The sequence below is a fragment of the Gemmatimonadaceae bacterium genome, from assembly GCA_020852815.1.
GTDB lineage: Bacteria > Gemmatimonadota > Gemmatimonadetes > Gemmatimonadales > Gemmatimonadaceae > SCN-70-22.
Genome location: JADZAN010000025.1, coordinates 38946 through 63997, shown reverse-complemented (window position 1 = coordinate 63997; position 25052 = coordinate 38946). Strand labels below are relative to the sequence as shown.

At 69.3% G+C, this 25052-nt stretch carries 23 protein-coding genes and 2 tRNA genes; 11 read left to right on the top strand and 14 right to left on the bottom strand.

Going from position 1 to position 25052, the window contains the following annotated elements; all coding sequences use genetic code 11:
• Positions 1 to 27: 27 nt before the first annotated feature.
• Together IT359_15125 and IT359_15120 are read right to left on the bottom strand one after the other, a co-directional pair.
• Positions 28 to 1188: a PQQ-dependent sugar dehydrogenase gene (locus IT359_15125; protein MCC6930315.1), complete on the bottom strand. Its 1161-nt coding sequence runs from the start codon at positions 1186 to 1188 to the stop codon at positions 28 to 30.
• A gap of 73 nt (positions 1189 to 1261) precedes the next feature.
• Positions 1262 to 2398, bottom strand: coding sequence for a dienelactone hydrolase family protein (locus IT359_15120; GenBank protein ID MCC6930314.1), 1137 nt, complete (start codon positions 2396 to 2398; stop codon positions 1262 to 1264).
• Between the two features lie 276 nt (positions 2399 to 2674).
• Here IT359_15120 and IT359_15115 point away from each other — a divergent pair, with 276 nt between their 5' ends.
• The 6 genes from IT359_15115 (at position 2675) to IT359_15090 (ending at position 8249) form a co-directional block, all read left to right on the top strand.
• Complete coding sequence (locus tag IT359_15115) at positions 2675 to 4150, top strand: M20 family peptidase (protein ID MCC6930313.1); 1476 nt, start codon at positions 2675 to 2677, stop codon at positions 4148 to 4150.
• Positions 4151 to 4321: 171 nt separating this feature from the next.
• The gene (locus tag IT359_15110) at positions 4322 to 4762 is read left to right on the top strand and encodes a PAS domain-containing protein (GenBank protein ID MCC6930312.1); all 441 of its coding nucleotides are present in this window, start codon (positions 4322 to 4324) and stop codon (positions 4760 to 4762) included.
• Positions 4763 to 4837: 75 nt separating this feature from the next.
• Positions 4838 to 6436, top strand: coding sequence for an amidohydrolase family protein (locus IT359_15105; protein ID MCC6930311.1), 1599 nt, complete (start codon positions 4838 to 4840; stop codon positions 6434 to 6436).
• A gap of 2 nt (positions 6437 to 6438) precedes the next feature.
• A complete protein-coding gene (locus IT359_15100; GenBank protein ID MCC6930310.1) occupies positions 6439 to 7092 on the top strand; it encodes an outer membrane beta-barrel protein in 654 nt (217 codons plus the stop codon).
• 29 nt (positions 7093 to 7121) lie between these two features.
• Positions 7122 to 7439, top strand: coding sequence for a DUF2277 domain-containing protein (locus IT359_15095; protein ID MCC6930309.1), 318 nt, complete (start codon positions 7122 to 7124; stop codon positions 7437 to 7439).
• Positions 7440 to 7631: 192 nt separating this feature from the next.
• Positions 7632 to 8249, top strand: coding sequence for a GNAT family N-acetyltransferase (locus IT359_15090; GenBank protein MCC6930308.1), 618 nt, complete (start codon positions 7632 to 7634; stop codon positions 8247 to 8249).
• On the opposite strand, the gene IT359_15085 is transcribed toward IT359_15090, so the two are convergent.
• Positions 8243 to 9376, bottom strand: coding sequence for a hypothetical protein (locus tag IT359_15085; GenBank protein ID MCC6930307.1), 1134 nt, complete (start codon positions 9374 to 9376; stop codon positions 8243 to 8245). The genes IT359_15090 and IT359_15085 overlap by 7 nt on opposite strands.
• Before the next feature lie 221 nt (positions 9377 to 9597).
• Between IT359_15085 and IT359_15080 the strand changes: the two genes are divergently transcribed.
• Positions 9598 to 10173: a hypothetical protein gene (locus IT359_15080; protein ID MCC6930306.1), complete on the top strand. Its 576-nt coding sequence runs from the start codon at positions 9598 to 9600 to the stop codon at positions 10171 to 10173.
• Here IT359_15080 and IT359_15075 read toward each other — a convergent pair.
• From IT359_15075 to infA, 4 genes are all read right to left on the bottom strand, one after another.
• Positions 10170 to 11288, bottom strand: a complete 1119-nt coding sequence (locus tag IT359_15075; protein MCC6930305.1) for a VOC family protein — start codon at positions 11286 to 11288, stop codon at positions 10170 to 10172. The two genes, IT359_15080 and IT359_15075, sit on opposite strands and share 4 nt — an antisense overlap.
• A 2-nt stretch (positions 11289 to 11290) precedes the next feature.
• A complete protein-coding gene (locus IT359_15070; GenBank protein MCC6930304.1) occupies positions 11291 to 11950 on the bottom strand; it encodes an ATP-binding protein in 660 nt (219 codons plus the stop codon).
• Between the two features lie 125 nt (positions 11951 to 12075).
• On the bottom strand, positions 12076 to 12330 hold the full coding sequence (locus IT359_15065) for a hypothetical protein (GenBank protein ID MCC6930303.1): 255 nt from the start codon (positions 12328 to 12330) through the stop codon (positions 12076 to 12078).
• A gap of 10 nt (positions 12331 to 12340) precedes the next feature.
• Entirely contained in the window at positions 12341 to 12559 is a 219-nt protein-coding gene (gene infA / locus IT359_15060; GenBank protein ID MCC6930302.1) for a translation initiation factor IF-1, read from the bottom strand.
• Positions 12560 to 12903: 344 nt separating this feature from the next.
• On the opposite strand from infA, the gene IT359_15055 reads away from it, so the two are divergent.
• A complete protein-coding gene (locus tag IT359_15055) occupies positions 12904 to 15948 on the top strand; it encodes a PAS domain S-box protein (protein ID MCC6930301.1) in 3045 nt (1014 codons plus the stop codon).
• A 65-nt stretch (positions 15949 to 16013) separates the two neighbouring features.
• Here IT359_15055 and IT359_15050 read toward each other — a convergent pair.
• Positions 16014 to 16086, bottom strand: a tRNA-Gln gene (locus IT359_15050).
• Between the two features lie 127 nt (positions 16087 to 16213).
• Here IT359_15050 and IT359_15045 point away from each other — a divergent pair.
• Entirely contained in the window at positions 16214 to 17503 is a 1290-nt protein-coding gene (locus IT359_15045) for a hypothetical protein (protein MCC6930300.1), read from the top strand.
• Between the two features lie 227 nt (positions 17504 to 17730).
• Here the strand turns inward: IT359_15045 and IT359_15040 are convergent.
• A tRNA-Ala gene (locus IT359_15040) sits at positions 17731 to 17803 on the bottom strand.
• A gap of 287 nt (positions 17804 to 18090) precedes the next feature.
• Here IT359_15040 and IT359_15035 point away from each other — a divergent pair.
• The gene (locus IT359_15035) at positions 18091 to 19572 is read left to right on the top strand and encodes a deoxyribodipyrimidine photo-lyase (GenBank protein ID MCC6930299.1); all 1482 of its coding nucleotides are present in this window, start codon (positions 18091 to 18093) and stop codon (positions 19570 to 19572) included.
• Here IT359_15035 and IT359_15030 read toward each other — a convergent pair.
• The gene (locus tag IT359_15030) at positions 19569 to 19925 is read right to left on the bottom strand and encodes a hypothetical protein (GenBank protein ID MCC6930298.1); all 357 of its coding nucleotides are present in this window, start codon (positions 19923 to 19925) and stop codon (positions 19569 to 19571) included. The two genes, IT359_15035 and IT359_15030, sit on opposite strands and share 4 nt — an antisense overlap.
• 537 nt (positions 19926 to 20462) lie before the next feature.
• Here IT359_15030 and rnz point away from each other — a divergent pair.
• Positions 20463 to 21428 carry a ribonuclease Z gene (gene rnz, locus IT359_15025; protein ID MCC6930297.1) on the top strand — a complete coding sequence of 322 codons (966 nt, stop codon included), beginning with the start codon at positions 20463 to 20465 and terminating at the stop codon, positions 21426 to 21428.
• A 33-nt stretch (positions 21429 to 21461) separates the two neighbouring features.
• On the opposite strand, the gene IT359_15020 is transcribed toward rnz, so the two are convergent.
• The 4 genes from IT359_15020 to IT359_15005 all read right to left on the bottom strand — a co-directional run bounded on the left by IT359_15020 (position 21462) and on the right by IT359_15005 (position 25006).
• Positions 21462 to 21737, bottom strand: coding sequence for a hypothetical protein (locus tag IT359_15020; GenBank protein MCC6930296.1), 276 nt, complete (start codon positions 21735 to 21737; stop codon positions 21462 to 21464).
• A 51-nt stretch (positions 21738 to 21788) separates the two neighbouring features.
• Complete coding sequence (locus tag IT359_15015) at positions 21789 to 22205, bottom strand: DUF2203 domain-containing protein (GenBank protein ID MCC6930295.1); 417 nt, start codon at positions 22203 to 22205, stop codon at positions 21789 to 21791.
• Positions 22206 to 22533: 328 nt separating this feature from the next.
• Complete coding sequence (locus IT359_15010) at positions 22534 to 23709, bottom strand: hypothetical protein (protein MCC6930294.1); 1176 nt, start codon at positions 23707 to 23709, stop codon at positions 22534 to 22536.
• Positions 23710 to 23758: 49 nt separating this feature from the next.
• On the bottom strand, positions 23759 to 25006 hold the full coding sequence (locus IT359_15005) for a cysteine desulfurase-like protein (protein ID MCC6930293.1): 1248 nt from the start codon (positions 25004 to 25006) through the stop codon (positions 23759 to 23761).
• Positions 25007 to 25052 lie beyond the last annotated feature (46 nt).

Here is a 25052-nt window from a genome sequence, read left to right as displayed (position 1 = left end):
TTGGCGGGAATTGGTGCCTGACTGTCGTCAGCGGCGCGCGACGGGCTCCAGGCGCACGACGCTCGTTGGCTTGCCCGTGGCATCGTCGATCGCCAGGTAGATGAAGCCGTCGGGTCCCTGACGCACGTCGCGGATGCGCCCGAGCCCGCGCACCGGATGCTCCGCCATGTCGGCCTTCTGCCCATCGAGCGTGAAGCGCGTCACGCGCTCGCCGGACAAGCCGCCGGCAAAGAGCATCCCCTTCCACGCCGGGAACTTGTCGCCCGTGTAGAGCATCAGCCCCGAGGCTCCAATCGACGGCACCCACACCGACACCGGCTGCTCCATCCCCTCGCGCGTGGTCCCGCCATGGATGGCGAGCCCGGTGCGATAGTTGACGCCAAAGCCGATCACCGGCCAGCCATAGTTAGTCCCGGGCTTGATGAGGTTGAGTTCATCGCCCCCCTGCGGCCCATGTTCGGTCTCCCACAGGTCGCCGGTGGCCGCGTTCACGATGAGCCCCTGCATGTTGCGGTGACCGTAGCTGTAGATCTCCGGCTGTGCCCCCGCGCGGCCGACGAACGGGTTGTCGTTCGGCACGCTCCCGTCGTCGTTGAGGCGCAGCACCTTGCCGTGATGGTTCGAGAGATCCTGTGCCGGATGCGCCTCGAGGTTCCCCGTGGGCGGCACCATGCGATCGCCGACGGTCACGAAGAGGTGCCCCTTGCCATCGAAGGCGAGGCGCGAGCCGAAGTGCCCGACCGTCCCCACCGTCCTGGCGACGAAGATGTCGGTGAGACCCACGAGCTTGTCGTGCTCGAACCTGGCGCGCGCCACCGCGGTGGTCGTCTTCCCGCTATCGTCCACCGGCTTGGAATAGGTGAGGTAGACGTAGTGGTTGTTGGCGAAGTCCGGGTGCACGGCGACGTCGAGCAGGCCGGCCTGTCCGCGCGTGGCCACGGTGGGAACGCCGTCCACCGGTGTGTCGAGGAGCTTTCCCTTGCGCACGATGCGCAGCCGCCCCGGGCGCTCGGTGATGAGGATGTCGCCGCCAGGGACAAAGGCGATCCCCCACGGCTGCACCAGTCCGGGCGCCACGGTGACCACGGTGAAGTCGTGCAGCGCCGACTTGTAAACCGTTCCCTGGGCCGGGAGGGCAGCAGCTGCAACGCACGCCAGCAGTGCGGACGATAATGCCTGACGAACCATCGATCTCTCCGGGGCTAACGATGTGAGCCTTGTGTAACTGCTGAATGCGTGATGCCGGCGCGCATGGCGCGCCTCACTTCACGCCGAGGTGCTGGCGCAGGAAGGCCAGGGTGCGGGGCCACGCGTCCTTCGTGGCCGCGAGGTTCGCCGCCTCCTCCGCCTCGTCGCGCTGCGCCTTGGGATCGTCCTGCGCGCGAAGGAAGCCATGCACCGCCCCCTCGTAGTTCACGCCGATATAGGTCTTTCCCTTGGCCTTCATGATCGAGTCGAGCTGCGGCATCGCGGCCGCGATGCGGGCATCCTTGGAACCGTTGAGCAGGACCATGGGCACCTTGATCTTCGCGATGGAGTCGGCGTTGACCGACGCCGGCACCGCGGCGGCGGTCGCCGTGGCCGGTGATCCACCGGTCATGTAGGGGAGGCCGTAGTACGCCACACCGCCCACGAACCCCTTCACGCCGCCGTGCACGGCGTGCATGAAGGTTGTCTGTCCCCCCCAGCAGTAGCCGAAGACGGCATACTTCGCGACCGCCGCCGGCTGCATCATCGCATAGTTCGCCGCCGCAACGATGGCGCGGTTGCGCTCCGCCGCATCCACCCCCGCAATCAGTCGGCGCGCGGTGTCGGCCGGTAGTTCGATCGAACTCGGCCCCCCGCGCACGCGCGACAGGAAGTCCGGCGCAATGGCGATGAAGCCATCGGCCGCCGCCTGGTCGGCCACGCCACGCACCCAGGTCGAAAGTCCAAAGATCTCGTGCACCACGACGACCACTGGTGCCTTGGCCGACGACTTGGGATAGACGATCCACGCCATGAGCGAATCGCTCGAGCCGCTCTCCCACGCGATCTTCACCCACTCGCCGTGGCGCGGCGTCGCCGCCAGGCGTGCCGCCGCCGTCCGGGCGCTGGGCGGCAGCCCCGCGATCCCCTGCTGCGAGGCGCCAGCCGCAACGCCCGAGGGAGCCGCCCGGTCGGCGGCGCTCATGTGCGCGCTGTGATCGTCCATCACCGCCGCTCCGCCGGCGCTGCTCGATGCGGCGGCTCCGCCGGCGCTGCTCGATGCGGCGGCGGTGGAGCCGGCGGAGTAGGTGGATGAGGAGCGCTGCACGGCGCACCCCCCGCTGACCAGCGTCAGCGCAACGGAGACGGCGACAAGGGGGGCGTTGACAGCCGCCCGGGGTGTGGGGCCATGTGCGGATCGACGGCGCATGAGGGGTACCTCGGCGAGTGGGTTGCGATGGAGGGGCGAACCGATGCCGGGGGCACGGCAGGCTCTGCGCGACGCGCCGCACCCGACTCGTGTGTCTGGTGACCGGCGACGCCGATGGCAGCCGTCGCGCGGGGTGGAGCGGCGCCGCGCGACGCTGGAGAGGATAGCGCCCGGGAGTCCCCCACGCGAGCGGCGCGCCGCGCCATGCTCCGAACGGTCTCTGCCGAAACGCGCGCCGCCGGACCATGTTTGCCGCACGACTCTCCGGCCCTCGCAATGAAACGTCTCCTGATCCTCGTCGTCGGCGCCGTCGCCCTCCTCCTGGCGATCATGGCGGTGAACGCCGCCCGCACCGCCCCGAGCGCCGCGGTCGACGCCGCGGCCATCGCCATCCCGCCCATCGACACGGCGGCCGCCGCGTTGCATCTGGCGGAGGCGGTCCGCTTCCCCACCGTCTCCCTCGCCTCGGGTGGGCCCATCGACACCGCCGCCTTCCTCGGCGTGCACCAGTTCCTCGTGCAACGCTTCCCGCTCGTGCACGCCACGCTGTCGCGAGAGGTGGTCGGGGGACTCTCGTTGCTCTACACATGGAAAGGGAGCGACACGACCTTGGCCCCGGTGGTGTTGATGGGGCACTTCGACGTGGTCCCGGTCCCCGAACCCAACCTGAAGGAATGGCAGCACGCGCCGTTCTCGGGCGACACGGCCGGCGGGTACGTGTGGGGGCGCGGGACGCTCGACGACAAGTCGACGGTGATTGCCGTGATGGAGGCGGTGGAAGGGCTGCTGCGCGCCGGCTTCACCCCCAGGCGAACCATCTACCTCACCTTCGGGCATGACGAGGAGGTGGGCGGGATGTTCGGCGCCCGCGCCATCGTGTCGACGCTCGTGGCCCGCGGCGTGAAGCCGGCGCTCGTCGTCGACGAGGGGGGCTTCATGGGGGCGGGGATGATTCCCGGCATCCCGCAGCGCGTGGCCATCGTCGGCATCGCCGAGAAGGGATACGTCTCCTTGCGGCTGACGGCAGTCGCGGAGGGCGGACATTCGTCCATGCCGGGACCGCGCACCGCGGTAGGGGCGCTCAGCCGCGCCATCGCGCGCCTCGAAGGCGAACCCTTCCCGTCGTCGCTCGACGGCCCCACGCGCGGGATGATCGAGGCCATGGCCCCCTACCAGCCGTTCGGCGCGCGCCTCGTCAGCAGCAACCTGTGGATCACCGCGCCAATCCTCACGCGCCTCCTGACCTCCAACCCCATGGGGGCCGCGCTCCTGCACACCACCGTCTCCCCCACCATGCTCAGCGCCGGCGTGAAGGACAACGTCCTCCCGCCCGAGGCGAGTGCGGTGGTGAACTTCCGCATCCGCCCCGGCGAGACGATCGCGACGGTCACCGCGCGCGTACGGCAGGTCATTGCCGACAGCGCCGTACGCGTGGAACGCCTGGATTCGGTCGGCGTCGATCCGTCGCCGGTGTCGTCCACGCGCGATCCCGCCTACGCGCTGGTGTCGCGGGCCATCGCGGGGATGGTCCCCGGTACGAGCGTCCCGGTGATCCCCTACCTGGTGATGGGCGGGACCGACGCCAAGTGGTGGGGGCCGCACAGCGACCGCGTCTATCGCTTCCTCCCCATCCCGTTAGGCGAGGGAGACCGCGCGCGCGTCCACGGCGTGAACGAACGCGTGTCGGCGAGCGACTTCGCCGCCTCCATCGGCTTCTTCATGCGCCTCCTCAAGGGAAGCGACTCGCTCTGACACGGTTCGCATGCCCCGTCGCCGCCTCCGGGTTTCCTCGCGCAGGCGCGTCGGGACGGCCGGACGATACACGCAGGCGCATCACGATCACGTCTCTCCCCGCCCTCCCGCCTTGCGCCGTGCCTGACGCGACAGGAGGTTAGGAATCGCTTCACCCTGCGCGAGGTCGAGATGCCAGACCAATGTCCCAGGTGCCAGCATGCACTCCCCGCCGAAGCCAACTACTGCCCGGCGTGCGGTGTCAGCATCGTCCTCGCGGCCACGGGCGAGCACCCGACGGTCGATTTCGAGCGCTTCTTCATCTACGGCATCGATCTCATGTGCCTGGCCGGCACCGATGCGCAGTTCATCGTCGTGAACCCCGCGTTCGAGCGCGCCCTGGGCTTCAGCGCCGCCGACTTGTGCTCGCAACCGTTCACCAACTTCGTCCATCCCGACGATCGCGACGCCACGGTCGCCGAAGTCGCGCGCCTGGGCGACGGCACCACCACGCTCGCCTTCACCAATCGCTATCGTCGCGCCGACGGACGTTATGTCCGACTGCACTGGCGCGCCTTTCCGGAGCCGGGGACCGGGTTGATCTACGCCACCGCGCGCGTGGTGCCGGCGTGAGTGCGTAGTGCGCGCTCCCCCTGCCTGACGAGGGCGCGCCGCACCGGTCGTCGGCTTGCGAGGTGGGCGCTCCGGATGGAGGTTACGGCGCCCACGCCACACCACTCCATCCGATCCATGCGCCTCGACTCAGTCGCCCTCCGCGCCGCACTCGCGCTCACGACCCTCTTCACCGCAACGCGCGCCAGCGCGCAGACGGTGGCCGCTGGCAATCCACAGGTCTCCGCGTTGCACGGCAAGCGCGCTGCGCGACTCATCATCCGCAACGCGCTCGTGATCGACGGCATGGGGACGCCCGCCTCGGGCCCCTACGACATCGTCATTGACAACAACCGCATCTCGCAGATCGTGCCGTCTGGTGGTGACGCGATCCAGAACGCGATCGGTGCGCGCAACAACCGTCCGGCGGGCGGCGTGGAGATCGATGCCAAGGGGAAGTACGTGCTCCCCGGTTTCGTGAACACGCACGCGCACGTGCAGGACGAGCGCGGCGGGACGCCGCAGGAACAGGAGTACGAACTCAAGATCTGGCTCGCCTCGGGCATCACCAGCGTGCGCGATGTGGGCAGCGATTCGCGCAAGACGATCCCGATGCGCGACCGCATCAACGCCGGGCAGATGGAAGGGCCGCGCATCTTCCACTATCCGATGTTCAACATGCCCCCCGTTCCCAACACGCCCGCCGAGGCGCGCGCCAAGGTGCAAGCGCTCAAGACCATGGGAGCGGACGGCATCAAGATCCTCGGTACCAAGCGCGACGTGATGGAGGCAATGCTCGACGAGGCACACAAGGTCGGGCTGCGCGTGGCCCATCACTCGGCCGTCGAGGAGACCAATGCATGGGACGACATCCGCTTCGGGACCACCAGCATCGAGCACTGGTACGGGATTCCCGATGCCGCCATTCCCGACGGGGTGCAGTCGTTCCCGCCCGAGTTCAATTACTCGGACGAGGTGCATCGCTTTCGTTATGCAGGGCGCCTGTGGCGTGAGGCCGACCAGGGAAAGCTGAAGGAGGTGCTGGACGGGATGGTGAAGGCCAACGTGGCGTGGGTGCCCACGCTCAACATCTACGAAGCCTCGCGCGACCTGCAGCGTGCACAGACCACGCCGTGGTACGCCGACTATCTCCATCCCACGCTCGAAGAGTACTTCAAGCCCAACCCGCTCAACCACGGGTCGTACTTCATCGGGTGGACATCGATCGACGAGGCGTTCTGGAAGGAGAACTACCAGATCTGGTTCCGTGCGCTGCGCGACTTTGACCGCCTGGGCGGGACCATCGCCGTCGGTGACGACGCGGGCTTCATCTACCAGATGTATGGCTGGGGTTTTGTGCGCTCGCTCGAGTTGCACCAGGAGGCAGGCTTCCCCGCGCTCAAGATCATCCAGCAGGCCACGAGCAACGGCGCCAAGGTGCTGGGAAAGGAGAACGACTTCGGGCGCGTACGGCCGGGGTGGCTTGCCGACCTGATCATCGTGAACGGGAACCCGCTGGAGAACCTGAAGGTACTCTACCCGACCGGCACCGACGCCGTGCGGGACGGGAAGATCGTGCGCACTGGCGGCGTCGAGTGGACCATCCGGGACGGATTCACCTACCACGGCCCCACGCTGCTGCGCGAAGTTAGGGAGATCGTGCAAAAGGCGCGCGGGCGCGTGAAAGCCCAATAGTCATGACCCACACACCGCCTCGTTCGCCCCGCGCGCGCACGCTCCTCGCTGGCGTCGTTGCCGCGACCCTCGCCCTCGCCACCCCCGCCATCGCGCGGGCGCAGGGCGGCCACTTCGGCGCCATCGTCGGCGCCACCTTCTCCACGCTGCGCGGGATCGACGGCCTCGATTCGCGCACGGGGCTCATCGGCGGCCTCTCCAATGTCAGCTCGGGATCGGTCTTCACGCTGCAGACGGAGCTCCTCTTCGTGAGCAAGGGGGCCAAGGGGAGCAACAGCACCGCCGAGGGATTGCAGCTGGACTACATCGAGGTCCCGATCATGCTGCGCTTCCAGCCCATGACGGAGGGGACCGTTCACCCGCATGCCTACGCCGGGCCGTATGTGGGCTTCAAGATCGACTGCAAGGTGAAGGGGACGTCGGGGAGCTGCGATGACATACCAGGGGTGAGCACCAAGACGGTCGACGTGGGCGGCCTTCTCGGCGGCGGCATCGACTTCGACCTGGGGCCGGTCGTCCTCACCGGCGGCATGCGCTATTCCTTCGGTGTCTCGTCCGTTGCCGACTTCGACCTCTCCAACGTCAGGCAGTCGGCCAAGAACGGCGTGTTTGCGCTGTACACGGGCGCTGCGATTCGCATTGGCGGCAGGCGCTGACGCCACCTGCGCACGGGAGCAATCACGCGATGTGCCGCAACATTCGCACGCTGGCCAACTTCGAACCGCCGGCCACGCCGCTCGAGATCCGCGCGTCGGCGCTGCAGTTCGTGCGCAAGCTGAGCGGGACCACGCATCCATCGCGCGTGAACGAGGCCGCCTTCCAGCGCGCCGTGGATGAGGTGAACGAGGCGGCCGTGCGCCTCATCGCGTCGTTGCAGACCAGCGCCGCCCCACGCACGCGCGAGGAGGAGGCGCGCAAGGCGCGCGAGCGTGGGGCACGCCGCGATGCGCGCGCGCGAATCGCGTCAATCCAACCGCCGTCCGCGCCTAACGACCTGGACTGACCGGCGCGCGCGCCGGCGCCGTGGACCTTTCGTTGTCGCGGCGCGCGCCGCGCCCATCAGGGAACCATCGTCTCGCGCGCGGTTTTCCCCGAGTCTCCTGCCGGGGCTCTGCCGCTCGGCGGCGCCACGCCGCCCAGCCATCGTGTCCGTCATTGAAGGGAGCGCACCTCCCCCGAGCGGAGGCACGAGGCGATGAGGATCGAGATCGAGCAGGCCACGCTGGCAGACGCCGCCGCCATTGCCGGCGTGCGCACACGGGCCGCGGAGTTCCTCACGCAGGTGTTCGGCGGTGGCCCATGGTCCATGCGCATCGCCGACGGCACGGTCGCCGAGTCGCTCGTGACTCCGCTGACGCTCGTGGCGCGTGCCGGCTCGGGCGTCGTGGGCACGTTGCGCCTCCAGGGGCAACGGCCGCGATCGATCCGGATCGCCGACTTCACGCCCGTGCGACGCCCGCTCTACGTGGTCGATGTTGCCGTGGCCCCTAATGCCCAACGACAGGGAATCGGACGGCTGCTGGTCGACGCCGCCTATCGCGAGGCCATCGACTGGCCGGGCGACAGCCTGCGGCTCGACACCTACCACGACGCAGCGGGCGCCGGCGACTTCTACCTGCGATGCGGCTATCGCTGCGTGGCGCGGCATCGCTTCCACGACATCCCGCTCGCCTTCTTCGAGCGGGTCATTCCCATCGCGTCGCGACGACGGTCGCCCCCGAGCGCTTCAGGGCAAGTTGCGGATGGCCGACGGTTCCCGGCCGGCGCTGGTCGCCGGCGCGCCGGCGACCGTTCGTATGATGACGTCTACTGATACTGGATGTACAGCGGCACCGGCCACAGGCGAAGGATCTCCGGCTTGCTCGTCGGCGGCGAGTCGTTCCGCGACTTGGTGAACTGCTTCCACCCGGCAAACTGCACCGGCTCCCGCTTCACGTAGGCGTAGAACGAATCCCGCTTGAGCCACGGCGCCCCGAAGCCGTCCATGTGCATCACCACTTGCACCTTGGGGTCGAGGCGGATGTCGCGCGCGTTGGTGACGCCCTTCTGCGTGAAGCGGTGCACGATGAGGAGCTTGGGCGGCAACTGGTACTTGTCCACGAGCCCGGCCAGGAAGCGCGACGCGTAGTTGATGTCGCTGGCATCGTATGTCCCGATCCGCTTTCCCGGCTTGCCGCCGTTCTTCATCGAGAACTCGGGGTCGATCCCCAGGTGGACGTCGGGACGCTTGAGGAATCGCTCGAGCAGCGGGAGCTCGGCCTGTAGCGTCGACAGCCCCACCTGCACGTCGAGGAAGAGAATCGCGTTGCGGCTCCTGGCCCAGCCGTAGACCTTCTCGACCATCGCGCTGTCCATGCGGGCGCGGTACTTCCCGTCGCTTCCGGCCGCGCCCTGTGCCACGACGCTGATCAGGTGCAACGCCGGCTGGACCGGGTGCTCGGGATCGAGTCGGTTCCACTCCGCCACCTCGGCGTCCAGCTTCCGGAGCATCTCCGGCGGGTCGAACTCGCCGAGGATTCCCATGCGGCGCGACAGCGGGTTGCCGTAGAAGGCGATGATGCGCCTGGCGGGGAGGATCGAACCCGGAAGCGGGGCGGGCATCTTGGGTGGCCAGAGCGAATCGAGGTCGCTCCCCATCCCGCGGAAGGCAAGGTGACGGTCACCCGCAACGCGCCCCAGCGTGCCGGCGCTCGTGCGCTTCCTGGTGGTATCGCCGCCGCTCCTGGCGGCGGCTGCCTTGGGCTTCGCTGTGGTGCGCTTGCCTGCGCTTCGCTTGCTTGCGCTTCGCTTGCTCGTCGCCCCCTTGCCGGTCGACTTCCTGGCGGTGTTCTTCTCGGCTTGTTGCGCATCGAGCACACGCACCGGCAGGACGCTGGCGAACGCGGAAAGGACGAGGAGGAGGGACGAGAGCGCGCTCACGCGCACACGGAGTCGTTGCATCGGCATGGACTGAGTGAGGGGGACGGATCGCAAAAAAGCGCGACGGGGCGCGTGCGAAACGTCGGAATGGAATCTCGCATGATGGCGGTGCATCGTGCACTCCCCCTGCCATGTACCCCGTCCGGCGTGTCGACGCTCCACGCCGGCGGTTGCGCGTCGTAGCTTTGGCGCAACTCGCGCAGGAGGTCGCCACCGTGCCCGATGCTCCACTGCCGTCCCGAATGCTCGCGCCCCCGCTGGCGCTCTTGTGTGCGCTCCTCCTTGCCGCGTCGATAGTCCCGACGCGACAGCTCGTGGCGCAAGGCACCCCGTCATTCCCTGGCGGATGGCTGGGTCGCTGGACCGGAACGCTCACCACCTACGCGCCGCCGGACAGCGTTCGCAATTCTCTTCCCATCACGCTCGAGATTGCGCGCGAGGCGGCGGGCCAGGGCTTTCAATGGCGCACCGTCTTCAACGCCGACACGGTGCGCGGGGTGAGGGCCTACCGACTGCTCGTGCGCGACTCGGTTCGCGGCCACTATGCCACCGACGAGGGGAACGGTCTCCTGCTCGAGGAGACGTTCATTGCGGGCTCGCTGATGAGCGTCTTCGAGGTCGGCGGTCGCGTCCTGGAGAGCCGGTACACACTGCGCGCCGACACCCTGACGCACGACATCACGTGGTGGAGCGCCACGCCGACAACGACCACACGCGGCGAGGGGGCCAACAGCGAAGGGGGCGCCACCGTGCGGAGCTATCGCGTCGAGGGGCGCCAGCGCGCCGTCATGACGCGCGCTCCGGCTCCCAACCCTTAGGGAATCTCGACCAGCTCGATCGCCAGTCCGTCCGGGTCCTCGAGCATGAAGGCGCGGGTGGTGCCAAGACGATGCGGCCGCTCGAGGATCGTCACGCCGTCGCGCACCAGGGTGGCGTACCGAGCGTCGAAGTCGCGGATGCCGAAAGCGACGTGGTCCAGCACCTGCCCGCGCGAACGCACGAGCCGCCGCTCGCCGCCGCAGCGCGTCCCCGTGCACTGGCGCGGGTACCACCCCATGCTGCCATTGCCATAGCGCACCGTCGCCGCCGGCTGCCGAATCGTCCCCACGCGCTCCAGCGATGGCCACCCCGCCTCGCCGTTAGGCACGGCGCACGGCTCGTGCGGCGCTCGCGCGTGCTCGACGCCGCTGCTGTCGCGCACCGGCGGGAGGGCAAAGCCCAGGTGCGCCACGTACCAGTTGGCGGCGCAGAGCGGTTGCTCGTGGAGGAAGTGCACGTGCGCCAGCGCCTCGCGCGTCCCGGGGCCGCCCGTGAGCTCGAAGAGGACACCGTCAGGCGCAACCACATAGGCAAAGCCGCCATCGCGCGGAGGGGCCGCCGCCGCCGTGGCCAGCTGCGCCGCCGTCAGCGTCCCCGCGTAGGGGGCGAGCCCCGACCGCCACGTCCCCACGGTGTCCGTCGGCGAGATCCAGAGCGGGAGTGGCGCGACCTCTGTTCCCGCCAGACGCTCGAGAAGCGTCGTGGTGTTCACGAAGGCGCCAATGTGCCAGAACGGTGACTGCTCCTCGGGACGATGCAGGTCGTGGCGCCACGCTCCCGGCGCCTGGCGCGCGATACGATGGAACATGAGCAGCATCTCCGCCTGCACCGATGGCACCCCCGCCACCTCGGTGCGCCTGGCCGAGGGCCAGAGCGCCAGGTACCAGGCGATCGCCCGCTCCGGGTCGACCGAGTTGAGCCCGACATGGTGCAGCGTGGGCAGCGACGGTGACGGCGACTGCGCCGACGCCGGCGCACCGGCCAAGGCCGGCGCGGGTCGGGCGGGCGTCGTGCAGCTGACGGCAGAGACCAGGGCCACGAGGCCGACGGCCAGCCGGCATCGAAGGCCACGCCGCAACGCACCGCGCGCGCCGCACGCCGACATGGTGCGCATGCTTAGGGACCGTGCGGTTCCACCTCCCCCGGCCACGTGGACCAGAGGAAGGGCTTCACATGATGCCGGCAACACGGCGGAACTTCGTCGCGCAGGAGGGCGAGTGCCTGTGCTGCCTTGGTGAGGAAGTCGGGGGTCGCATCCACGAAATAGCGCCGCGGGTGCAACGACCACGACTCGGCGATGCGCGCGTCGATTGCCGCCGCCTCGTCGAGAGACTCGATGCGCAACGGATTCTCGTGCCCGTAGGCGTCGGGCGACGTCGGGGTGCGCAAGTGGATCACCGCGTGGTAGCGCGCAATCTCCGCCGCCTGCGTGGTCCCCACCGCCTCCCACAGCGAGCCCGGCCCCTGCCAGTACGCCCCCCCGTCGACGGTACCACGATCGCAGAGCACGACAGCCGCATTCTCCAGGTCGCCCGTCAGCTCCAGCGCGCGCTGCACATGGTAGATCGCCATCTGCCCCGCCTGCCGCAGCTCCCACTGCTGGTTTCGCGGAAAGCCGCCGCCAAAGACGATCCCGGCAGCCTCGCGCAGCGTCTTCACGTGCACGCAGAAGAAGAGGCGGATCAACTCGAGCACGGCGGTCTTCCCCGCACCCGGACCACCGGTCAGCACCACACGACGCGGCTCGTGCCGCTCGCGACAATCGCAGGGCTTCATCGAGGAAGGAAACGAAGACGTTCGGGATCAGCCGGCCCGCCGCGCCCGGCCGGCGCGCGGTACGCGCGCCGACTCGTCCACACGCGCTCGCGCCACGGCGCTGGCGTTAGGCGGGGCGGCGCGTCCTAGGCGGGAGGTGCGTTGCGCGCCGAGGTCCGCAGCCCGCGATCGCGCGTCGCGTTGCACACCATGCTCCAGCGCAGCCACGCCTGCGTGAGCGAGTCGGGACCACGCAGCAGGCTGAAGGCTCCCCCCGCGCGCCGCTTCTCCGTCGATTCCTCTTCCGCGTACGTGTCGTGCAGCTGCAATTCCGCCGCCTGCAGCTCCTCGTTCGTCAGCCCGGCAATCCAGCGGGGGGTGATGCGGTCGGGGATCGTCATACGAGGCTCCTTACTTGTGACGGAAGGTGATGCGGCCGCGGGTCAGGTCGTACGGCGACACCTCCACGGTGACGCGGTCGCCCGCGAGGATGCGGATGCGGAACTTGCGCATCTTCCCCGCCGTCGTGGCCAGCAGCTGGTGTCCGTTCTCGAGATCGACCCGGAACATGGCGCTGGGCAGGACTTCCTTCACTGCCCCCTCGAGCTCGATCATCTCTTCCTTCGCCATCGATGGTACCTCTAGTGCTGGAGTGAGGCGCGAGTGGACGCGTGACGAACCAGCGCTGCGCCAGGCGTCGTCTTCCCGCTCCCACCGTTCAGCGGCCGGCCTCGCGTCTGGTCCACCCCGCGGCCGGCGCCAACAACAAAGGGCCCGCTCGCATTGGCAGGCCCCTGAACCGTCGGAACTTGTCCGCGCGCCAGGGCGCGCGTATCGCTCGTTGGAGGATAGCCGCCGGCACACCATTTGGCAATCTGCGTGCCCCCGCCCCCCGCGCCACGGCCCCGGCATTGCACTCGGGGGTATCAGCGACGAGGTTCTCCGTCGCACCTCGTTTCACTGGAGCAATGGGCATGGGTACGGGCGGCGCGAACGGCGCGCATGAATCGCCGGCGCTGGAGGCTCTGAACCTCGGCGAGATCCTTCCGGCCATCGACGGATTCCTCTTCCTCCTGTCGGGGGACGGGGAGATTCACGATTACCGCGCCGGCACCCCCGAGGACCTCTTCCTCCCCCCCGAGCAATTCCTCGGGCGCCGGATCCGCGACTTGTTCCCCCCCGAGTCGACCGGCGCGATCGACGCCGCGCTACGCGACGCCGAAACACTGGGCTCCGCGCGCGTCCAGTACTCGCTCCCCATGGCCGACGGGATGCGCGTCTACGAGGCGCAGATCATCCCGCTTTCCGGGCACCGCCGACTCGCCATCGTCCGCCAGGTCACCGAGCGCGCGCGCCGCGACGCCGAGTCGCACGCCAACGCCAGCCGGCTGCGCGCCATCCTCGAGGCCACGCTCGAGTGCGTGATGGTCATTGCGCCTGACGGAACGCTGCTGGAGATGAACGCGGCCGGTCTGGCCATGCTCGAGGTCCCCGACCTCGCCACGGCGCAGCGCGCGCCGCTCGCCGACGTCGTGTGCCCCGAGTACCGCACCGCGTTCGCGGCCATGCTGCAACGCGTGCTTGGGGGCGACTCGCCCACGCTCACCTTCGAGCTTGCCGGACGACACGGCACGCGCCGATGGGTCGAGAGCAACGCCGTCCCGCTGCGCAACGCCCAAGGCACGATCGACGCCGTCCTCTCCGTATCGCGCGACATCACCGCGCGCCGCCAGGCCGACGGGGCACTGCGCGAAAGCGAGGAACGGCTGGCCGAGGCCGTGCGCGCCTACGGCATCGGGATCTTCGAGCACGATCACCGCACCGACCGGATCTATTACTCGCCCGCCCTGCGCGTGATGCGCGGCTGGACGGTCGACCAACCGATCACCCTCTCCGCCATCGTCCACGGCATCCACCCCGACGATCGTGCGGCGGTCGTGTCGGCCATTGCCAGCGCGCACGACCCCGCCGGTGCGGGCGACTATGACGTGGAATATCGCGTCGTACGTCCCGACGGCAGCGTGCGCTGGGTGCGCTCGCGCGCCCACACCACCTTCGAGGGGAGCGGGAAAGGGCGGCGCGCGGCGCGCACGGTGGGCGCCATCGCCGACGTCACCGACCAGCGCGAGCGCGAGGAGGCGCTGCGTACCCGCGACGCCGCCATCGAGGCGTCGCTCAACGGCCTCGCCATCGCCACGCTCGACGGCGTCCTGGCCTACACGAATCCTGCCTTCCAGCGCATGTGGCACCTCGGCTCGCCGCGCGAGGCGCTGGGGCGCAAGGCCAGCGACTTCTGGCTGCATCGCGAGGAGGCCGAGGAGGTGACTGCACGGTTGCTGGACGTGGGTTCGTGGCAGGGCGAGTTGACGGCGCTCCGCGCCGATGGCTCCACCTTTCTCGTCGCGCTCTCCGCCGCCGTCGTCCGCAACGCGCGTGGCGAGAACGAGCGCATCAGCGCCTCGTTTGTCGACATCACCGATCGTCGCCTGGCGCAGGAAGCGCTGCGCCAGAGCGAGGAACGCTTTCGCGCCCTGATCGAGAACGGACTCGACCTCGTCCTCACCCTCGATCGATCGGCCATCATCCGCTTCGCGAGCCCATCGGTCGGCGCAATCCTGGGCTACTCCGCCAGCGAAGCCGTCGGCCTCTCACTCGTCGCCCTGCTGCATCCCGATGACGTCGCCCAGTCAGGGACGAGCCTGGGCGATGTGTGCGAAGGCAAGCGCGAGTCCACGCAACTGGCCGTCCGTGCGCGCCACCGCAGCGGCGAGTGGCGGCAGTTCGAGGGAACGGTCCGGTCGCTGTTGCACGTGCGCGCGGTGCGGGGCACGGTGGCCAACCTGCGCGACGTCACCGAGCAGCGCGACCTCGAGGCCCGGTTGCGCCAGTCGCAGAAGCTGGACTCGATCGGGCGGCTGGCGGGGGGCGTGGCGCACGACTTCAACAACATCCTCACCGCCGTCCTCGGATACACCCAACTGTTGGAAGGTGACCTGACCCGCGGCGAGGCGATCAAGCCCGACGACCTGCGTGAAGTGCGCCTGGCGGCCGAGCGGGCACGCGCGCTCACCTCGCAACTGCTGGCCTTCGCGCGTCGCCAGCTGGTCTCCCCCCGCGCCGTGGACCTCAACGCCGCGGTGTCCGCATCCGAACGCATGCTGCGGCGGCTGGTGGGCGAGGACATCGCGATCACCACCGAGCTCGATCCCACGCCGTGGCTCGTCTACATCGATCCCTCGCAGCTGGAGCAGGTCATCCTCAACCTCGCCGTCAACGCGCGTGACGCGATGCCGGAGGGCGGGCTCCTCACGCTGGGAACGGAGCACGTCGTGCTCACCGACGAACACCTGATCGAGGGACAGGGCGTGGTCGCCGGCCCTTTTGCCCTGCTCACGGTGAGCGATTCCGGATCGGGGATCCCTCCCGAGGCGCTCCCGCACCTCTTCGAGCCGTTCTACACCACCAAGCGCCAGGGCGAGGGAACTGGGCTCGGCCTCGCCACGGTTTACGGGATCGTGCGCCAGGCCGGCGGCATGGTCGACGTGGAGAGCACTCCCGGCATCGGGACGCGATTCCGCATCTACCTCCCGCGCGCCACCGCCCCGGCGCCGGAATCGCCCGAGCAACTCGCGCCCCGCCCCGAACGGCGCGGCTCCGAGCGCATCCTGGTCGCCGAGGACGATCCGGCGGTCCGGTCCCTCACCGTGCGCGCACTCACCGAAGCCGGGTACCACGTGCAGGCCGCCGCCTCAGCCGAGGATGCGCTGTCGCTCGTGCGACGGGCGGCGCTCCCCTTCGCCCTCCTCGTGACCGACGTGATCATGCCCGGTTGGAGCGGACCCGCCCTTGCCGACGCACTGCGCGAGCAACTCCCATTGCTTCGCGTCCTCTTCGTCTCGGGCTATGCAAAGGACCGCATCGGGGAGCACGAACTCCGGCGAGAGGGTGTCTCCTTCCTGCAGAAGCCGTTCACCCCGCACCTTCTCGTTCAGCGGGTGCGCGAGGCGCTGGACGGGTGACGCGCGACTTTGGTCTCCCGGCAAACGAAAAGCCCGATCGCGTGGTATGCGACCGGGCTTTACAGTTGCCCCTCCTGGGCTCGAACCAGGACTCTTCTGATCCAGAGTCAGACGTGTTGCCAGTTACACCAAGGGGCAGTGCGACACCAAACAGGCGCCGTGAGCGGCACCGTTCGGTGTGGACCTTCCGACGAACGAAACGCGTACGAGAAAATATCCGGGCGCCGACACGCCGGGCAACCCCTCGACACCCCCCTCCCCGCTCGTGCGTCGCATCCGCCCGATTCTCCTCATCGCGTCACTTGCCCTTGCGGCGTGCCGCGAAGCCGTCCCCCCGTGGGGCAATACGTTCGAGGTCGCGAAACGAAACGCGGACAACGCCTTCGCCGCGTTCGCCTTCCGGTTCTACCTCCCGCAGCGCGACGCCAGGTTCGGAATCGCCCGCACGCGCATGGGGCGCTACGCCCTCATCCCGTCGCGCCTGTTCAGCGACAGCGCGATCTGGTCCACGATGTCCCCGGATTCGGTGCGCGCGCTGTACGTGCAGGGCGCCCTGACCGAGCGCGGGTACCAGTTCACTGCCCGGCAGTCGGCCGCGTACCCTGATCGCGTGGGAGACGAGCGGCATTTTCTCCAGCTCACGCGGCTCGGTGCGCGCGGGAGCGACGACTACGAGTGGATCACGCATGTCGACCACGCGATCGGCCCCGTGCGTGCCCCGCAGGCCGGCGCCGCGATCGGCGCGCTCTTCACCGCCTTCGAGGGCGTCTCCAGTTCTGCCCTCCTCGCGGAGTCGCGCACGACCTTCGCGCGCACGGCGCGACACCTCGGCCAGCTCTTCACCATCGACTCGCTACGCACCACGGCGCTGGCCGACGGCTCCACGTCGTTCGCGCTGCACGTGACGATCTCGCCCGACTCGCTGCGCGGGCGCTACCCATCGTTTGCCAGGTACCTCGACAAGTACCTGATGGAGAGCCGCGCACGGTTGCAGTTGACGGATCGCGCCGGCGCCACGTACGCCGACCTCGCCATTCGCGACGGCCGGTGGACCACCCGGCTGCGCGCGCGCGACGGACGGCTGGTCTCGCTCGCCGGTCAGCCGCGCCCCATGCCCGACTCGTTGCGGCTGCGGGTCGACGCCACCGCCAGGTTCATGATCTTCCGCGTGGGATTCCACGACCTCGTGGGCGACTTCACGATCGAGCGCGGCGAGCACACCCGCGCCTGGGCCATGCAGTTCCGCCGAGAACCGCAGTGGGACCTCCCTCTCGCCACCGAACGCCTGATCCGCTCCCCGCTCCGCCGCCCCTTCGAGGGGCGCGGGAGCGAGCTGCGCCTCGCCATTCGCGACGACCTCGGTAACCAGGCCATGAGCGTGCGGCAGATTCGCACCGCCGTTCGCGAGAGCGCCATCATGCGCTGGCTGGGCGGGCTCGGCGCCAGCGCGTTCGGCGACTTCACCGGGAGTTCGGAGGTCGAGGAGAACCGCTTCCTTTACGAGATGTTCTCCGCAATGCGCCTCGACGTGGCGGCGCTCACCGCGGCGCCCTAGCCGTCACTCTCGCCATAACCCCCGGAAACGAGAAAGGCCGCCGAGTGATCGGCGGCCTTGCATCCGTTTGCGGTGGAGCCCGGCAGGGTCGCCGAGCGCGTTGCCATTGGAACTCTACGTCCTACCGGACAACGGCTGGCAAGTTGTCCCTGCGCTGGGTCTACCGCTTGAATTGTCGGACCGCCAGAGCGGGCCTTGAGTCGAACCCCGGCATGAGCCGGTCTTTATGGAGCTGAGGGGGATCGAACCCCTGACCTCTGCAGTGCGATTGCAGCGCTCTCCCAGCTGAGCTACAGCCCCGGAATACCTGAGCGCCACCAATTGGACGACGGTCGCACTCCGGCGTAACGACTCGGCCCCGCATGGGCGGGGCCGGCGTTGGTCGTAAACCTAGCCCCCTCCCTTTCGATGTCAAGCCGACCGAAGCTAACCGCTGGAACAAGTACAACTTGACGCACTGTTCACACGGCGCAATCACCGCGCGGCCACCTTCTGGTCACGCTCGTGTCACCGCCGTGTAGTGACGTTCCCCGCCAAGCCATGCGGCCGGTGCAACCGTCACTCTCCTACTTATCCCGAACGCCTGCGTGAGTTCCAAACCGCACCTGCTCACCAGCCAGTACGTCCGCGACCAGCTCTCGCTCCGGGGTACGCGCGTCAACGAGAAGAGGACGCAACCCGAGGGAGACTACGTCCTGTACTGGATGCAGAGCACCCACCGTTTCGAGGAGAACTGGGCGCTGCGCTTTGCTGTCCTCGAGGCGGACCGGCTCAACAAGCCGCTGGTCATCCACCAGGGACTCGACCCGACGTACGAGCACGCGAACGACCGCATCCATCATTTCATCCTGCATAACGCGCGTGAACTCTCGGCGCGCGCCGCGCGACTGGGGCTGCACTACCAGTTCGTCCTGCGCCGGCGGCGCGACGACGACCGGCGGGTGGTCGACCGATTGGCGGCGCGTGCGGCGCTGGTCGTGACGGACCGGTTTCCCACGTGCGGGATCGCCGAGCGGACGCACCGGTTTGCCCAGCGCGCCAACTGCCGGGTGGTGGCGATCGAGTCGCACGCGGTGGTTCCGTCAGGCGCAATCGGGAAGGAGGAGTACGCCGCGCGCACCATCCGCCCCAAGCTGCAGCGGCTGCTGGCGCTTGCCCTGGAGCCGGTGGAGGAGCGCGCCCCGCGCTTGGCGGTGCCGGCGGCGCTCGCGGCGTCGTTGCGCGACACGTTGCAGGTGGCGGCGCTCGACCTTGGCACCGCCGACCTCGGCGCGGCGATCGCGGGCTGCGAGATCGACCATGCCGTGCCGCCGGTGGCGCTCCCCAGCGGACTGGCCGCCGCGCGCCGCCGCCTGGCCGCCTTCTGCAACGACGCGCTGCCGCGATACAGCGAGCGGCGGTCCGACCCCACCGATGAGGAGGGATCGAGCCGGCTCTCGCCGTACCTGCACTTCGGCCAGATTGCAGCTGCCGAGGTGGTGCGCGCCGCGCTCGCCTCGCCCAACGCGGGGGAGGCGGCGCGCTTCGTCGACGAACTGGTCACGTGGCGCGAGCTGTCGCTCAACTTCTGCCTGCGCAACCCGGACTTCGGGACGCTCGCGGGCCTGCCCGCGTGGGTGCACCGGACCATGGCCAGGCACGCCGGCGACACGCGGGAGGCGACCTACACGCTCGAGGCGTTCGAGCGCGGCGCGACGCATGACGAATTGTGGAATGCCGCCCAGCGCGAGCTCGTGCAATCCGGCGTGATGCATAACGTCGTGCGCATGCTCTGGGGAAAGAGCGTCCTGTCGTGGACCGCGCACTACGCCGATGCGCTGGCGTGGCTCGTACACCTCAACAACAAGTACGGTCTGGACGGCCGTGACCCCAGTAGCTACGGCGGTATCCAGTGGTGCTTCGGGAAGTTCGACCGCCCCTTCTACGATCGCCCCGTGCTGGGGGTGATTCGCCCGATGTCACTCAAGCGAGCCCGTGAGAAGTGGGACACGGTGCGCTACGTGCACCGCTGGCTGGGTGGCGCCGGGACGCAGGCGACCACGCAGCCGGAACTTCCCCTCCAGGCCTAACGCGTCACCTCGTCCTGCGTCGAACCGCCCAAACCACGGTCGCCGTGCGACGCATGCCCCGGCATCCCTTCGCGCGTCAGCGACACCGCCGACTCACGGTCCGAGAAGCCAAGCATCCGCGCCCGCGCCGTGGACCGGCCGCGCGCTTCGCCCCCTTCACGCCCGATCGCCGCCATGTGCGCGCGGTCGCGGCTGACGACTTCGCCGCCCTTGCGCCCGGCGGTCCGCGCTTCGTCGCGCGACCACTCGTGCGCCGTCCCTTTCGCGTGCGCCGCACGCCCTCCCTTGCTGGCAATCTCGCGCTGCCGCTCCGGGTCCATCGACGCGAACCCTCGCTTGCTCTTGTTGCTCATGGTGTCCTCCCTTCCAGCGATACGACCTGTGCCGCCCACCCGTGCGCGTCACGGGCTGCCGGCGTACTTCGCACCTCGGCATCGCAAGTCGGACCAGGAGCGCCGCTCCCCGTCCTCCTTCCTAACGCACGAGAGCGAACAATCACTCCCACGATTCGCATCGTTCCCGCCGACGACTCAAGCAAACTCGGCAGTACCGGTGCTGGCCCCCTCGCGTCCCCGGACACAAGGACCGTGGGATCGAACACACGGTGGTGCAGCCATCGAGTGAGACGCAGATCACACACGCGCTCCGGCGCGTTCCGTTCTCACGCTTCGACCAGGTACGGTCGCGCCCGCTCCATGCGCGACGCATTGGATACGTTGCCCAACGTCTCTGCCAACCTCAGCGAGCTACATCACAGTCCGGTCAGTCCGGTGGCCTAACGTTGCCCGACCGTCACCGTTCTCACGCGCGCACACCGCCCGGACCGGCCGCCTCCTAAGCAATCTCGGCGCCACGTCACAGCGGCCTCAGCCGCTATATTCCGCGTCGACATGCCCCTCTCTCTTCGTTTCCTCGGCACATCGGCCTCGCGTCCCACGGTCGAGCGCGGTGTCTCCTCGATCGCCCTCGAACGTGAAGGCGAGACGCTGCTCTTCGATTGCGGCGAAGGGACGCAGCGCCAGATGATGCGCTACGGCGTCTCCTTCAACTTCGGCGACGTCTTCTTCTCGCACTTCCACACCGATCACTATCTCGGCATCATCGGCCTGCTGCGCACCATGGCGCTGCAGGGACGTACCGAGAAGCTGCGCTGTTGGGGACCGCGCGGCGCCGCGCGCATGCTCAAGAAGTGCGAAGCGCTCGGCGCCGACCGACTCTCCTTTCCCATGGAGATCGCCGAGCTCTCACCCGGAGAGTCGGTGCGACGCAAGGACTATGAGATCCAGGCGTTCGCAGCCGATCACCGGGGCGCGGCCGCCCTCGGGTGGGCGCTCGTCGAGGACCTGCGACGCGGGCGCTTCAATCCCGACCTGGCGCGCGAGATGGGAATTCCCGAGGGCCCGCTGTGGGGACGCATTCACCGCGGCGAATCCATCACCCTCGACAACGGACGCGTGGTGCATGCCCGCGACCTGGTTGGCGAGACGCGCCCCGGACGCCGGGTGGTGATCACCGGCGATACGCGCCCCTGTGACGCCACTCGCATTGCCGCGACCGACGCCGACCTCCTGGTGCACGAGTCCACCTTTGGCGACGAGGAAGGTGACCGGGCGGTGGAGACCGGGCATTCAACGGCGCGCGAGGCCGCCACGCTCGCCCGCGATGCCGGCGTGCGGCGACTCGTCCTCACGCACCTGTCGGCGCGCTACACGCGCGACGTCTCCGACCTCGAGCGCGAGGCGCGCAGCGTCTTCCCGCGAACGACGATCGCCCGCGACGGGATGGAGATCGATGTCCCCTTCCGCGACGCGGGCGATGCGCAGGTTGTGCCGAAGGCGAGCGGCGCTGGCGGCTAGGAACCGCCGCCACACCGGAGGCGTGCCAACTCGTTAGGAAACGATGTACGCCGGGTACTGCGTGTTGACCGGGACGGAGCGGCGGAAGAGGCGCGCGATGTCCCGGTCGCCAAGGCCCGCGAGGACCGACTTCCCGTCGAGGCGCCCGCGAGGGTCGTTCACCTGCGGATCGTGCGCGTTGTGGATCGCGTATCGATCGAGCTGCGAATTTCCGTTCGCGTTCTGGAAGACGACGATCGCGCTCGAATGACTGGGAAGCTGCACGGCGACGTTCCAGCTGGTGCCGTCGGAGGCGCGGAAGTTCTTCATCGTGGGGCGCAGAGTGAGTGATGGCGTTGGGGCGGCAGTGTCGATCCGGCGTCACGCCTGGTGGGCTGGAGCGAGGAGCGATTCGACTGGCTGTCGTCCATTGAATCCGGCGTCGACGTCGTGCCAGTGCGTCACTGCCGTCTCGCCGTGCTTCCAGCACCAGAAGATCGGCCGTCCCTCGACGTCGGCGGGGAAGTCGACGAGCCCCAACTCGAACCCCTTGAACTCGAGCCCGAGCTTCGAGAGCTCCGCGACGAAGCCCTGAATGTCGCGCGCCAGCTCCTGCGCCTTGTGCTGCAGCGCCTCGGCCTCGGGGGTGGGCTTCTCCGAGCGGCTCAGCGTGGCCGCGATCTCGAACGCCTCGACGACGCGCTGCCACTCGCGGTAGTGGTCGATGACATCGCGCACGATGCGCGATACCAGCGGCAACATCCGGTTGGCTTCGTCGAGCGAGAACTTCTTCGTCATCAGCTTCTCCAGGTGCAACGGGAGCCGTTGGGGGATGGAGCGGTAGGCGAGACTCGCGCGGGCCGATGCAGGGGGACGTGCAGGGGGAGGAACAGGGGACAATCAGCCGGCCACGGAAGCGAGAACTCGAGGACGCCGAGCCCTGCATGCAAGAACGCCGGACAACGCCCCGGCATCAAGGGGAAGATTCGACCTCGGGGGCGCCGCATCCTCGCACAGATCCGACAGATCGTGCCTGATGGGCGCCGTGTGTCCCCACCGGGAGTGACCGCGGCGGCGGTGCGGCGCGGCGACAACGACGATTCGTTCCCCGGGCGGCGCTGGCGGATCATCGCTGCGCCGCCCAGTGGGCGATTGCCGGCGCAGGGTTTCGCGGGCGGTGCGGCGCGGACGCGGTACGCAACTCGCCGGAGTACAGCGCCGACTCGCTGAAGGCGCGCCGCAGGGCGTCGCGCGTGGTTGCCGGCGCCGGCGGATGGTCGAGTCGCGTCACGCGCCGCACCGGCGCCGGGACGCGTGCCACCGGCCATTCGTTAGGTCCGGCGCGCACGACCAACTGCACCGAGTCGCCGGCCGAGTCCTCGCGCACCACCACATCGTAGGCGTCGCCGCGCCAGGTGAGCGCCTCGCCGCGGAGGGAAGGAAGTCCGGCGCGAATCGGCGCCCACCACGGCCCTTCGCTGATGCGCAGCGGGGCGAGCGGGAGCGAGTAGCCCCCCGCGTGCGCCCCGCGCCCGGGGACGAGAAAGGCGATGGCGGGGGCCCCGTCGTCGTCGACCAGTGCAAACGACGTCGAGTCGAAGGTAAAGCCGGTGAGGGCGGCAGAGGCGCGACGGGCGCGCTCGTCGCCGGCGCGGCGCGCGGAATCCAGGGTGGCGGCGAGCACGCGTTGCGCCTGACGGTTGATGTCCGCCGCCTGGCGCGCGCCGACCAGGTCGGCGATGGAGACGGCGTGACCATCGCGAACGTCGAGCACGGCGCGCCGCGTCAGGTGCTGGTCGCTGCCGCCGCGCACGTCGATGTCCACGTGCTGCTCGATGGTGAGGTACGGTCCGGTCGCCTCGAGCAACTCGGTCTCGGTCGTCGCGGTGGTCGACGGCGCATCGGCGGCGTCATCGTCGGGGCCGAGCGGCGCCTCGCCGGGATGCCTCGCGGCATAGTCGGCCGCCAGCCGCGCCAGGGTGGCGTCCTCGAAAAGCTGGAGCGAGTCGCCGCTGGCGAGGTCGCGGCGAAAGATGCGCTGGCCCACGATGACGGCGTCGTAGAACGACCGGTCGTCATCCGTCAGGTACAACTCGTAGAAGCGCCCCGCCACCTCCGTCAGCAGCATGGGCGAGCGGCGAACAGTGAGTCGCGACGATGCCTGCTCGACCCAGAAGGTCGAGTCGCCAGCCGACACCAGGAAGGAAAGCGGTGGCAGCTCCGAACGTGGCGCGCGACGCTCCGCGCACCCTGCGGCGAGCGCGGCGCAGGCGGCAATCGAGACCAGGCGACGAGGATTCATGCCCGGCGCAATATAGTCGCCCCGGGGACGCCGATGCGGATCCCGGTGCCTAGCGAGCGGCGAGGTCGGCGACGGCGGCGACGAGTCGAGCGACCTCGGCTTCCGACGTGTAGCAGGCACACCCGGCCCGCACGACGCCGTCGCCCTCGTGGCCAAGGCGCTGCACCACGGTGAGCGCGTAGAAATCGCCGTTGGAGAGGTACAGGGCGCGCGGGACGAGCGCCGCCGCCACCTCGGTCGATGTGCGCCCGGCGACCGTGAAGATCACCGTCGGGGTGCGCGCCCCCGCGCCCGGCGTGACGCCATAGAGCGTGACGCCGTCGATGGCGCGCAGCCCCTGCCAGAGGCGCGCCACGAGGGCATCGCCGCGCTCGTGCAGCCCCCCCACCGCCGCCGTTAGGCGCTGGCGACGCGTTGCCCCTGGCGGCAGGTCGCGCGCCAGCGAGGCCAGGAAATCGATGGCGGCGCCCGCCCCCACGATCCCCTCGTGATCGAGCGTCCCCGTCTCGACGCGCTCGGGCGACACGTTCGAGGCCGGTTCGAGTCGCGGAACGTCGAGCGCGTCGAGCAGCGCTCGCTTGCCAAAGGCAATCCCCACGTGGGGACCGTAGAACTTGTACGCCGAGCAGGCGAGGAAGTCGCAGTCCCACGTCTTCACGTCGATCACGGCATGCGCGGCGTAGTGCACCGCATCCACGAAGCACAGCGCGCCATGCTCGTGCGCAAGGCGAACGGCCGCCGGGATGTCGTTGATCGTCCCCAGCGCGTTGGACGCGGCGCCGATCGCGAGGAGGCGCGTGCGCGGCGTGAAGGCGCGCCGCAGGTCGTCCCAGTCGAGCGTGCCGCTCGCGGGATCCATGCGCACGGTGCGCACGGTGACGCCGCGCTCGCGCGCCATCTCCCGCCAGGGCGCGATGTTGGCGTGGTGGTCCAGCTCCGTGACGATGACCTCGTCGCCGCTGTCCCATCCCCTGCCTAACGCTCGCGACAGGTGAAAGGTCAACGTCGTCATGTTGTGACCGAACACGACTTCGTCGACCTGCGCGTTGAGCAGGTCGGCCGCGGCCGTGCGGGCGCCGAGCAGGAGCGCGTCGGTCTCCGCAGACGTGGGGTACGCCCAGTGCGTGTTGGCGTTGTGATGGTAGAGGTAGTCCACCATCGCATCCACCACGCGGCGCGGCACCTGCGTTCCCCCCGGGCCATCGAAGTACGCCACGGGGAGGTCGCCCTCCCGGCGCTCCAACGCGGGAAAGTGGGCGCGGATCTCGTCGAGGGTGCTCAGGCGGTGGGCGGACATCGTGGCGTTGGAAAACGGGTGAGGCGATGGGGACGAGGGCGGTCTT